9 protein-coding genes and 1 pseudogene are annotated in these 12,654 nt (G+C 46.8%); 8 read left to right on the top strand and 2 right to left on the bottom strand.

Going from position 1 to position 12,654, the window contains the following annotated elements:
* The first annotated feature begins 146 nt into the window (after positions 1-146).
* From LZG94_RS16245 to LZG94_RS16210, 8 genes are all read left to right on the top strand, one after another.
* Positions 147-1,307 (top strand): Gfo/Idh/MocA family protein, encoded by a 1,161-nt coding sequence (locus tag LZG94_RS16245; RefSeq protein WP_233793130.1) that lies wholly within the window; start codon positions 147-149, stop codon positions 1,305-1,307.
* 85 nt (positions 1,308-1,392) lie between these two features.
* A complete protein-coding gene (locus LZG94_RS16240; protein ID WP_233792885.1) occupies positions 1,393-2,895 on the top strand; it encodes a sugar ABC transporter ATP-binding protein in 1,503 nt (500 codons plus the stop codon).
* 184 nt (positions 2,896-3,079) lie between these two features.
* Positions 3,080-4,027 carry an ABC transporter permease gene (locus tag LZG94_RS16235; protein WP_233792884.1) on the top strand — a complete coding sequence of 316 codons (948 nt, stop codon included), beginning with the start codon at positions 3,080-3,082 and terminating at the stop codon, positions 4,025-4,027.
* Between the two features lie 87 nt (positions 4,028-4,114).
* On the top strand, positions 4,115-5,056 hold the full coding sequence (locus LZG94_RS16230; protein WP_233792883.1) for a sugar ABC transporter substrate-binding protein: 942 nt from the start codon (positions 4,115-4,117) through the stop codon (positions 5,054-5,056).
* 27 nt (positions 5,057-5,083) lie between these two features.
* Positions 5,084-5,527, top strand: coding sequence for a DUF6932 family protein (locus LZG94_RS16225; protein ID WP_233792882.1), 444 nt, complete (start codon positions 5,084-5,086; stop codon positions 5,525-5,527).
* Positions 5,524-5,730, top strand: coding sequence for a hypothetical protein (locus LZG94_RS16220; RefSeq protein ID WP_233792881.1), 207 nt, complete (start codon positions 5,524-5,526; stop codon positions 5,728-5,730). The genes LZG94_RS16225 and LZG94_RS16220 overlap by 4 nt, the downstream gene beginning before the upstream one ends.
* A gap of 95 nt (positions 5,731-5,825) precedes the next feature.
* The gene (locus tag LZG94_RS16215) at positions 5,826-7,193 is read left to right on the top strand and encodes a Gfo/Idh/MocA family protein (protein WP_233792880.1); all 1,368 of its coding nucleotides are present in this window, start codon (positions 5,826-5,828) and stop codon (positions 7,191-7,193) included.
* A 206-nt stretch (positions 7,194-7,399) separates the two neighbouring features.
* Positions 7,400-7,975 carry a DUF4136 domain-containing protein gene (locus LZG94_RS16210; protein ID WP_233792879.1) on the top strand — a complete coding sequence of 192 codons (576 nt, stop codon included), beginning with the start codon at positions 7,400-7,402 and terminating at the stop codon, positions 7,973-7,975.
* A 237-nt stretch (positions 7,976-8,212) separates the two neighbouring features.
* On the opposite strand, the gene LZG94_RS16205 is transcribed toward LZG94_RS16210, so the two are convergent.
* Positions 8,213-9,295: an efflux RND transporter periplasmic adaptor subunit gene (locus LZG94_RS16205; RefSeq protein WP_233793129.1), complete on the bottom strand. Its 1,083-nt coding sequence runs from the start codon at positions 9,293-9,295 to the stop codon at positions 8,213-8,215.
* A 60-nt stretch (positions 9,296-9,355) separates the two neighbouring features.
* Positions 9,356-12,569: pseudogene (locus LZG94_RS16200) on the bottom strand (efflux RND transporter permease subunit); the annotation flags it as partial.
* Between the last annotated feature and the right edge of the window lie 85 nt (positions 12,570-12,654).

The raw sequence follows: 12,654 nt of genomic DNA, 5'->3' as shown, positions 1-12,654 counted from the left end.
AGCATTGTGCTTTCCTTTCATTTCATTTCCGTCGACTGAAGTCGACGGCTATTGATTTTGGAATATCAAAAATCAATAGCGACGGACTCGAAACAACAAAAAAATCACTTGCCGCCGGCTTCAGCCGACGGAATAAGATAGATAAAATCATGGCTAAAAAAGAGATAAGAGTAGCATTGATTGGAAGCGGGCTGATGGGGCGTACGCATTCCAATGGATATAAAAGGATTGGGGATTTTTTCCCTGAACTTGAATACCGCCCTGTTTTACAAGCGGTTTGTTCGCGCAACGAAGAAAAAGTAAAAGCCTTTGCCGAACAGTGGGGCTACGCTTCTTACGAAACCGATTGGAGAAGGATCATCGAGCGTGACGATATTGACGCGGTTGATATCTGTACACCCAACGATACCCACGCAGAGATCGCATTGGCTGCTGCCGCTGCTGGTAAAATGATCCTTTGTGAAAAACCACTTGCAAGAACATTGGACGAGGCCAAGCAAATGGTGGAGGCTATTGAAAAAGCGGGGGTGAAAAACACAGTTTGGTACAATTATCGCCGGGTACCGGCGGTTACTTTGGCCAAACAAATCGTTGATTCCGGTAAGCTGGGGCGTATTTTCCATTACCGCGCCAACTTCCTGCAAGACTGGACAATCAGTCCGGACGTGCCGCAGGGAGGCGCCGCGACGTGGCGTTTGGATCTGGATGCAGCTGGTTCCGGTGTAACGGGCGACTTGCTTGCGCATTGTATTGACACTGCAATGTGGATAAATGGTGGTATCAAAGACGTATCTGCGGTTACTGAAACTTTCATCAAAGAACGTGTGCATTCGGGTAGCGGCGAAGTACAAAAAGTAGGAATCGACGACGCCTGTATTTTCCATTGCCATTTTGAAAATGGTTCGCTAGGTCTTTTCGAATCAACACGTTACGCGCGTGGCCACAAGGCACTTTATACATTTGAGATCAACGGGGAGCACGCCTCTATCCGCTGGGATCTGCATGATCTGAACCGTTTGGAATACTTCGATCACAGCGACGAATCGATCGTGCGCGGTTGGAGATCGATACTGGTTACGGACAGCGACCAGCCTTATATGAAGCGTTGGTGGATCCCGGGAACGAGCATTGGATACGAGCATTCGTTCATTCACCAGGCTGCCGATTTCTTCGAAAGTCTGCAAACCGGCGAACCTTGCTCGCCTACTTTCAAGGACGCTTATGAAACACAGAAAGTGTGCGAAGCGGTACTTGACTCGGCGGCTTCCAAGTCATGGAAGGATACCGGCGTGGAATGGGAAGGTTAACTCCGTTTTTTGACCAAAAATAAAAAGGGCTTTAACCACTTGCTGAGTATTCAGGTTGGGGTTAAAGCCTTTCTTTAAATAGCTTATGCCGGAATATATTCTTACTGTCAATCAACTTTCCAAATCATTTTCGGGGATTAAAGCGCTGGAAAATGTCAGCTTTAATCTACGGAAAGGGGAAGTGCATGCATTGATGGGAGAAAATGGTGCGGGTAAGTCTACATTCATGAAGATCCTGATCGGCCTGCTCGCGCCGGATTCTGGTGAGATCATTTTTGAGGGTAAAAATCTGCACGATAGCAATGTCGGCGATACGCTCAAAAACGGTATTTCTATGATTCATCAGGAAATCCTGATCGTACCCGAGCTGACAGTTGCGCAGAATATCTTTTTGGGAAGAGAAAAATCAGTATCAGGGAAAAAAGGCCTATTCGCAGGCTGGCTCGATGATTCAGGTATTAACGAGAAATCAGAGCAGATCCTGAAACAGCTGGGCGTTGATATTTCTCCCAGAACTAAAATGAAATACCTGAGTGTCGCGCAAATGCAGATGGTGGAGATTGCGAAGGCGATTTCCAATGACGCGAAGGTGATTATCATGGACGAGCCAACCTCTGCGATTTCGGATAAGGAGGTGGAAATGCTATTCAAAATGATCCGCGACCTGAAAGCCAAAGGTGTGAGTATCATCTATATATCCCATAAAATGGACGAGATTTTCCAGATTTCGGATACGATCACCGTTTTGCGGGATGGTAAATATATTGGAACAAAAAGCGCTGACGAGCTTGATCAGAATGCGCTGATTTCGATGATGGTAGGGCGGGAAATAGGGCAGATGTTTCCGGAAGGGAGCAAGGATATCAAAGAAGAAATCCTGTCGGTTGAAAATCTTGGGAAAAAGGGAAAGTTCTCCAATATCAGCTTTGCGGTTCACGCGGGTGAAATCGTTGGGTTTTCTGGCTTAATGGGCGCAGGAAGAACGGAGATCGCACGGGCGATTTTTGGTTTGGATCAATTGGATGAGGGAATGATCCGGATATCGGGTAAAACCGTGCAGATCAATTCTCCATTAAAAGCATTAAAAAATGGCATCGGCTATGTGAGCGAGGATAGGAAGGGGCTGGGGTTTATTCCGAAAATGTCGGTCAGAGATAATGTAACGTTATCGAGCATGAAACGCCACCGGAAAGGCATTTTTATCAATACAAAAAGTGAAGAAACTGCTACTGCCCAAATGATTGCTGACTTGCGAATCAAAACCTCAGGCATGGACCAGAAAGTGACGAATCTCAGCGGGGGAAATCAGCAGAAAGTCGTGATAGGAAAAGTGCTACTGGCTGTTCCACAACTGATTATACTGGACGAGCCGACTAGGGGAGTGGATGTAGGGGCCAAATTTGAAATATATAAATTGATCAGAAACCTAGCTGAAAACGGCATGGCGATCATCCTGATTTCTTCGGAACTGCCCGAAATACTGGGTATGTGCGACCGGATTATTATCTTGTCAAAGGGCAAACAAACTGCAACGCTATCGAGGCAGGAAGCGACGCAGGAGCTGATTATGAAGTATGCGGTGGCGTAGTCGGCTGCTGGCCTTTAGCTGTTAGCTTTTTGGTAATTTCTGGCTTTGGCTATTAAACATTGATAGAAATACAATTTTAACTATAATCTTACAGACAGCAATGTCGAAAGCAGCGCCCAACAGCTAATAGCTAACAGCTAAAAGCTAAAAGCTAACAGCGATTAGCCTCCCAACTTGCCAAAACATGAACTCCTATTCCAATTTCCGTCTGACAAATATTGGCCGCTACGGCATTTTTCTGGCTTTCCTTTTGCTGTGCATTGTGCTGGCTTTCAGCACACCACGATTTTTTACGGTTTCCAATTTACTGATTATCGGCACCCAGGTTTCGATCAATGCGCTGCTGGCATTCGGAGTTACATTCGTGATTATTACCGGCGGAATCGATCTTTCTTTGGGCTCGATGGTAGCGGTGACGGGCGTGGTTGCTGCCACTTTTGCGCATCCAGATACTTATCCATTGGCAGTTCCTTTGCTTGCTGGAATCGGCAGCGGTCTGCTGTTTGGCGCATTTAATGGGTTGGTGATTACCAAAAGCAAAGTGCCGCCCTTTATTGTTACGCTGGGAACGATGACGATTGGCCGGGGACTGGCTTTGATTATTAGTAAAGGCAGACCGATTTCCAATTTATCAGATACATTCAATTTCATTGGCGGGGGAAATATTTTCGGTATTCCGTTTCCTATCATTATCTTAATTCTTGCATTTATCGTCTGCGCGGTGATTTTAAATAAGACTGTTTTGGGAAGATATATGTATGCGGTCGGTGGAAATGAACCTGCCGCGAGGGCGTCGGGTATTCGTGTTGGGAATGTAAAGATGTGGGTTTATACAATTTGCGGGATACTTTCGGCAATGGGTGGGATATTGCTTACATCGAGAATCACAACCGGCCAACCCAATGCGGGCGCTGGCTTTGAGCTGGACGCAATTGCGGCGGCGATTATCGGCGGTACAAGTACTTCCGGAGGCACGGGAACTATGACAGGCACATTGATCGGTGCATTGTTGATCGGCGTGATCAGCAATAGTCTGGATTTGTTGAATGTAACTTCTTATTATCAGCAGGTGGTGATGGGGGTTATTATTATCGGAGCGGTGGTTTTGGATGGTTTTGGGAAGAAGGATTGATTTAAGGGAGGAAGGGGGAAAGGGAGGATGGAGGAAGGTTTTTTATTTTTTAGATATAATATTTGGCTGGCGTAATTTGATAGCTCTATGAAACTTAATGCAATTTTTGCTTCACTTGTCGCTGCGGCGCTTTTGGTGGGGTGTGGTCAATCTCAGGATGGGAAGTCGGGTGAATCTTCGGGCGAGCAGCTGGTGATCGGCGCGACTATGCTGAGTATGCAGAATGAATTTATTGTGAATGTGAGTGATGAAATGGAGGCGAAGGCGAAGGAACTGGGCGTGGAACTGATCACGGTCGATGCGGAACGTTCTGCATTGAAGCAGGTGGAGCAGGTGGAAAGCTTTATTGCTCAGGGAGTTGATGCAATTATTATGAATCCATGTGAAGTAGAAGCCAGCTCGCCGGCAGTCAAACTGGCGATGGCGGCGAATATTCCTATTATTAATGTAAACTCCGAAACTTCTGCAAAACCTACTGCATTCGTCGGTTCGGATGATACTGAATCTGCCCGGATTGCGATGCGGTATCTGGTTGATAAGTTGGGTGGAAAAGGAAATATTCTGATGATGCACGGCTTCATGGGGCAGGCGGCGCAGTTGAAAAGAGATAATGGCGCGAAGGAAATTCTAAAAGCAAATCCGGGTTTGAAATTGCTAGCTGAGCAAACCGGCGAATGGGATCGGGCAAAAGGAATGTCTTTAACTGAAAACTGGATCCAATCCTACGGCTCAAAGATTAATGCCATTTTCGCTCACAATGACGAAATGGGAATGGGCGCTGTAAAAGCATTGGAAGCAGCCGGATTAAAAAACAAAGTGATCGTAGTAAGCGTCGATGCAATTCCCGACGCATTACAAGCCGTGAAAAAAGGCACATTGGACGCCACGGTATTCCAGAACGCAAAAGAGCAAGGCAGCAAGGCGATTGAAACAGCTGTGAAAGCCGCGAAGAAGGAGGCTTTTGATAAGGAAGTATTGATTCCTTTTCAGCTGGTGACGAAGGAGAATGTGGGGGAGTTTTTGAAGTAGTATTTTAATTTAGCTCACTAAATAATAATGCACACACTTGAATTTGACCGATATGGTCATTTAATGCCTTATGAATTAATCGAGACAGACATTCAGACTTTTGAGCAGTATTTTTTGTCTAGTCAGGAGCGATTAAAAATCTATGCTGAATTTAAACAACTGATACAGCAATTAAAATTAGAGGCGCTGACTGAGATTTGGATTGATGGATCCTTCATAACATTGAAACCAAACCCTCAGGATATGGATGTGGTTATATTCATAGAAGCAGCTGATTATGAGCGCCAAGAGATTTTGTTGTCAACGCTTAGGCAGAGATCGAAGAGCCTGGATATCTATTTCGTAAAATCATATCCACCGGAGCACCCGAAATATTTTTTAACTAACTTTGATAAGATCGATTGGCAATCCTTTTTCGGGAGAAACCGGCAAAATTTGAAAAAGGGAATAATTAAACTTTCAATGTCATGAAACCTTTTGAGGAGATTCAGGAAGAAATTCAGCTGACTTTGGAAAAAATAGCGAGGACTAATGCTGCTATTGCAAGACATGAATCGCAGGAAGGTGTTGATAATCTGGCTATTCAACAATATAGAGATTTCAAAAAACAGCTGACAGAGCAATTGCTTGAACTATTGGAGCAAATGGATATCCGATTCGACGTTGCCGCATAAGTTTTGATATGACAAAGTAAAACATAAGGCAATCCCGCCTTTTCATAGCGTCCGTAACAGGGCGCTTTTTGTTTATTAAACCAATCAATCAACGAATGAACAATTTCAATATCAACCGCCGCAGCTTTTTGCATGGTGCGACTGCGGCGCTGGCGCTTTCCAGTTTTGGGGCAAGAGGAATGGACCTGATCAATCCCGCAAAGACTTTGCGCGTGGGACTGATCGGTACAGGCTGGTACGGGAAAAGTGATTTGTTCAGGTTGATACAGGTGGCGCCGGTAGAAGTGCTTGCGCTTTGTGATGTGGATAAAAACCAGCTGAATGAAGCTGGCAAGTTGGTAAGTCAGCGGCAGAAATCGAAGAAGGTGCCGAAGCTGTACGGCGATTACCAGAAAATGCTGGCGGAAAATGAAATGGATATTGTCCTGATCGGTACGCCCGACCATTGGCATGCATTGCAAATGATCGACGCCGTGAAAGCCGGAGCGCACGTTTATGTGCAAAAGCCGATCAGTGTGGACGTTCTCGAAGGCGAAGCGATGGTGGCCGCTGCGCGCAAATATAAAAAAGTGGTACAGGTAGGAACGCAGCGAAAAAGCACCCCCCATTTAATTGACGCAAAGAAAAATATCGTAGACGCCGGGTTACTTGGTAAAATTTCCCACGTGGAAATGTGCTGTTACTTTCATATGCGCAACAATGGAAATCCGCCGGTGGAGGCCGTTCCCGCGTTTCTGGACTATGAAAAATGGACCGGCCCCGCGCCCCTCAGACCATACGATGGAATACCTCACGTTCGCTGGTGGCGGACATTTATGGAATATGGAAATGGGATTACCGGAGATATGTGCGTGCATATGTTTGATACAGTCCGCTGGATGCTGAAACTCGGCTGGCCGAAAAAGATCAGTTCTACAGGAGGTATTTATGTTCAAAAAGAAGGTAAGTCCAATATCTCTGATACACAGTCAGCTATTTTTGAATACGATGAACTGAATTGTGTGTGGCAGCACCGCACCTGGGGCACGCCAAACAATCCCGATTACCCGTGGTCATTTACTTTATATGGTGAAAAAGGCACGCTTTGGGCGAGTACCATGGCTTACGATTTCATTCCACAAGGTAAAGGCGAGAAGATCCATAAGGATGTGGTTTACGAAAAAGAAAAGTATCCCGAAGATTTGAAAGAGGACAAAATTGAATTGAATGCTGCACCTGCTACCCGACTGCACATGCTCGATTTCCTGAGTGCGATCGATCAGAGTAGCAAGCCGGTGGCGGATATTGAAGAAGGTCACATTTCCACGGCAAGTTGCATTCTAGCAAATCTGTCAATGAAAACCGGCAGGTCGCTTGTTTATGATCCTGTAAAACGCGAAATTGTTGGTGATCGAGAAGCGACCGCATTATTGGCCCGCGAGTATCGTTCCCCCTACATTCATCCCGACTATAAAACCGTTTAGTTTGATTTAAAAGCTTGTGGTCCCCGAATACTCCAGTGCATCGCGTCCGGCAAAACCCGGGCGCTTTTTTGTTGCTAGAATGAAATTTATAAAGCGACATAACAATTTGATAAAAAAGGAGTTTATACATTGTTTTCCGACCATTTTAAACCTTTTACCCTCGGAAACTGTCAGATATATTGTTAAACTAAACGTTCAATCAAAAGATGAAAAACATAGTGAAGTTGATGAAATCCGCCGGTGTGGCGGTAGTGGCGGGAGTGCTGATCATGGCTTGCAGCCAGGCGCTTCAGGTAAGTTACGATTACGATTCGTCGGTCAATTTAAAGCAATTCAAAACCTTCAAAGTAGAGGCGGAGCACAATATGGAAAGCGACCCTTTGCTAGGCAGCGAACTGAACAGAAGAAGGCTCGGTGACGCAGTAAAAGAAGTAATGGAAGCGAAAGGTTACAAATACGACCAGCAAAGTCCCGAGCTGATCGTTCGTTTCATGACAGATGTAAAGGACCGTCAGCAGGTACGTTCGAATAATATGTACTCGCCTTATATGTGGTGGTACGGTGGCGGCAACAACATTTCGACCTACAACTATCAGGAAAGCCGTTTTATCCTGAATATCTATCAGAAAAACAGCGACAAAATGATCTGGCAAGGCTGGGCATCCGGAAAAGTAAAAGCCCCTACCAAAAAAGAAGATCGCGAAACCATGGTAAAAAACACCATGACCGATATTCTGAGAACTTTCCCGCAGGCAACGCTGGATACTTACAGCAGGAAGTAATTCAGGTTAAATTTTAAACAAGAATAGCCGCTCATTTGGGCGGCTATTCTTGTTTAAATGGGCTAATGAAACGATAAGTTTGAAAGGTACTTCACTGCTTTTAATGTAAATCATTCAAGATTGCATCTCTTTATTTTGTCACCCTGAGCGAAGTCGAAGGAACATGCACGATGCGTCCTGCACGTCCCTTCGACTTCGCTCAGGGTGACACAGTGTTGCTCAGGGTCACAAAAATCCTTACAAACTCTCCCCATTCCGATACTCCTCCGATGCCTTTTTCACAATCTGATCGCCGGCATGCAGGTCGCCGAAGACTTCTACAAGCGTATCTACCACAATCCCCCTTTTTACTGGTACCCATTCCGCTTTTTTGTTTTTATCCCGAATTACAAAAACCTGCTCGCTCGAATTTACGACCGAAGTGACGGGGACAAACAGGGTATTGGACGATCTTTCCGTATTCAGCAAAACCTGTGCATACATGCCGGCTTTGAGCTCATTTGATTTATTGTTGAAGTCAAATTCTGTGATCATAGAGCGGTTTTCTTCTGATAATGTTCTTGAACTTCTAGCATAAATTGCTTTGTACTTTTTCTCTGGACTGGCCGAAACTGTGAAATTTACTTCGCCTTTCGAAGGAACTGCGCCCGACAAGTTTTCAGGAATAGCCAGTGTGAGACGCAGTTTCGTATTGTCTTCCAGCATGAACAGAGGCTTTGCCGCACTTTCACCCGGCCCAACCAATGCACCTGGGCTGATATTCCGCTCGGTCACGATCCCGTCGAATGGGGCTGTGACGGTCAGGTATCTGGCCAGCTCTGCTTTTGTTTCCATAAACGATTTCGCAGCTTGTACGTTTCCTTTGGCTACTGCGGTGGCCGAGCTGTCGGTTAATACCCTTGCTTTCGCAATGTCCAGTTCATTGAGCGATACTGCGCCTTCGGTTTTATTGGTTCTTACCAATCTGCTGTAAGTCAATGCGCTGGTTCGAAATTTGGTGGTGACTTCGTGCAGGTTTGCCTCCGCGGCGATCACCTGCGCTTTGGCCTGACTGAGCTCAGCGAGTATTTCCGGCGCTTCGAGAACAGCCAGTATCTGCCCTTTTTTCACCATCGTTCCCCGGTCTGCATTCACTGTTTTTACAAAACCTTTCACTTTCGGGTAAATGCTCACTTTGTTCCATGCTTTCAGCTCACCCGGCAATGCGATTTGTTTGGCGGGTTTCAGGCTTTGCACCTGGGCGAGTTCCACCGCGGCGGGCTGCTCGGTTTTTTGCGCGTGTTTTTCACTGGTTTCAGCCTCGGAACTGCATGCACTCATTCCAATCGTAACCGTCAGAATGATAAGAAGAGATTTCAGGGTATTCATGGAAATGGATGTTTGAAGTTTTTTACGGAAAAAATTACTCTCGGGATCCTCAGGATCAAGGGAAACAGAAAGAACGGAAGCTTTGCGCTGCACCATCGTGAAAACGGCCGGCAGAATTAACAGCGAAGCCAGCGTCGAGGCGATCAAGCCTCCGATCACAGCCTGTCCCAGCGGCGCGATCTGGTCACCGCCCTCGCCCATGCCCGACGCCATCGGAACCATTCCCGCGATCATCGCGATACTCGTCATCAGAATCGGTCGGATCCGGGAGCCGGCTGCGAGTACGACTGCCTGACGCGCATCCTGCAATTTCAAACGCAGGTTCTCCGCATTGGTCACCATCAAAATCGCATTCGCAACCGATACTCCGACCGACATGATCAGTCCCATGTAGGATTGCAGGTTCAGTGTCGCGCCGGTGAGCAACAGCAGCCCTATTGAACCCACTACTACCGCAGGAATTGTTGATAATACCACCAGCGAAAGTTTGAAAGACTGGTAAGTCGCCGCCAGTAAAAGGAACATGATTACCACCGCGATCAGCAGACCAGTTTGCAAGCTGGTAAGTGTTTCCGAAAGCAGATCTGACTGCCCCTTTAATTCCACCAAAACACCCCGCGGCGGCTCGCCTGCATTCTTGATCGCCTTCTTAACGGCCGTAGAAGCCGCGCCAAGGTCTTTTTTATGAATGTTCGCAGTGACGGTTACTAACCTGTTTGGACCGGCGCGATCGTATTCTCCAGGGGCCGTTTTTTCGGAAAATGTAGCTACGTCGGCCAGCAGCGGGTTACTTACTCCGGTTTTCAAGGGTATTGTTCCAATATCTTCCACAGAACTCATCTGGTACTCCGGAATCTGAACCTGAACCTGATATGCCAGTCCTTTTGAATCATCGAGCCAAAGGTTTTTATCTGTAAAACGGCTGGAAGAAGTTGCGGCCACCATTGATCTGGCCACTTGTGTGGAGGTAATACCAAGCTGTCCGGCGCGCTCGCGGTCGATTTTCACATCCAGGATAGGGTATTCCAGCGGCTGCGCGATCTGGACATCGCGGAGGAATGCGATCTGCTGCATTTCTTTCTGAATTTTCTTGGCAAATCTCCCTGCTTCTTCCACATCTTTTGCGGCTACACTCACTTCAATAGGCGTCGAAGCGCCCTGACTCATGATCTTGTCAACCAGCTCAATAGGCTCGAAGGATATTGCCAGATTAGGTATTTCTTTCCCAATCCTGGACCGCAGCTTTTCTTTTAATGCATCCATTTGAACCGGAAAATCTTCATGCAAAGAAACCTGCAATACCGCCTCGTGCGGGCCGCTGTTGAATACGAAAATGTTGGAAGTACCATAACTTGATGGCACTGTTCCGACGTATGCCGAGGATATTTCCACATGTTCCTGGCCCACTTCCGATTTGATCAGGTTCAATACTTTCAATGTAGCCTGTTCAGTACGTTCTACCCGGGTACCATCCGGCACGCGGAGGCGCATCTGGAACTGGTGGCTATTTGCTTTTGGTAAAATATCGGTTCCGATCAGCAGGAAACCGCCTACGATCAGCAATACTGTTCCGATCAGATAAACGGGCACGACGAGTTTTCCGCGGTTCATGATTCCAGACAAAAAGCCCAGATATCTCAACTTGAATTTCTCAAAACCAGTAGGAGGCAGGGAAGGGTGCGCACCTTCCTCGATTACATCTGTTACTTCCTGGTTATCCAATGCCAAAGTGGGCGCTTCGTGATGTGGATGGTCTTTCAAAAGCCAGTTTGCCAATACGGGTACCAATGTTTGCGACAATAAAAAAGAAGCGATCATCGCAAAACCTACCGCCAGCGAAAGGGGCAAAAACATCGATCTTGGAATACCACTCATGACAAACGAAGGCGCGAAAACGGCCAGAATAGCCAGCAGGATCAAAAACTCCGGAAATGCGATTTCCTTACAAGCATCCCAGATCGCCTGTTCCTTGGGTTTACCCATTTCCTGGTGCTGGTGAATATTCTCAATCGTCACCGTCGCCTGATCGACCAATACACCAATAGCCAGTGCTAACCCGCTTAAAGTCATGATATTAATCGTTTGTCCAAACAAATTCATCAATATCACTGCGGACAAAATCGATATTGGGATCGTCACCACCACGATGATCACACTCCGCCAGTCACGCAGGAAAAGCAGTACCATTAACCCGGTGAGCAATGCACCTAGGATACCTTCCGTGATCAAGCTTTTGAGCGAATTGGTCACATACACCGACTGGTCAAATTCATAAGATATTTTCACATCTTCCGGCACTGCATTTCGTAGTTGCGGCAATGCGGCGCGGATATTGTTCACTACATCCAATGTAGAAGCATCCGATTTTTTAACCACCGGAATATAAACCGCGCGGCGGCCATTGATCAATGCATAGCTCACAGTCACGTCAGCGCCGTCTTCCACAGTTCCCACGTCGCGAATAAAAACCGTTGGGCCGGCGCCCACGCGGATCGGGATATTGAGGAAATCTTCGGGTTTTTTGATCAGGGAATTGACCGGCGTCATCAAAGTGCGGTCGCCCATTCTGATGTTACCTGCCGGGGAAGGCTGGTTATTGGTAATAATAGATTTAATGATCTCTTCGGGCGTCATATGGTAGCTCCTAATCCGCTCCGGGTCGACGCGGATCACGATAGTGCGCTGGTTACCACCAAATGGCGGCGGGCTGGAAACACCTTCGATCCGGCTGAACATTGGACGCACGCGCGACGAAGCAAAATCCTGGATCTCATTTAACGAACGGGAAGAACTTTCGAACACCATTTGCCCGATCGGCACAGAACTCGCATCGAAGCGCACGACCTGTGGCGGCACGGTACCCTCGGGCATATACGCCTTTGCCCGAGATACATTGTTGGCAACCTCGGCCGCAGCCTGCGCCATATCTGTTCCGGGATAAAAAGAAAGTTTGATCAGCGACAATCCCTGAATCGTTTTTACATCCACATCCCGAATTCCCGACACGTACAGAAAGTGGTCCTGGTAACGCGTGGCAATAAAACCATCCATTTGATCGGGCGCCATACCTCCGTAAGGCTGTACCACGTAAATAGTAGGCAGATCCAGATTTGGAAATGTCGACCGGAATGCTGCGGATCGACAGCACGGAAAAGAACAGAATTCCTATTACGACCACGACAATGGAAATCGGCTGCCGGAGTGCGGTTCGAATGAGTTGATACATATTTTGTACTGTTTATTTGATGGTCTTTTTTTTGGGAGTAGAGTTACTTAATTTGTCAGCTTGTTTTTTACCCCTTCCTCTGCCT

The sequence above is a fragment of the Dyadobacter sp. CY343 genome (assembly GCF_021390335.1).
GTDB lineage: Bacteria > Bacteroidota > Bacteroidia > Cytophagales > Spirosomataceae > Dyadobacter.
The sequence above is the reverse complement of the archived record's forward strand: the minus strand, read 5'-3'. Positions and strand labels throughout refer to the sequence as shown.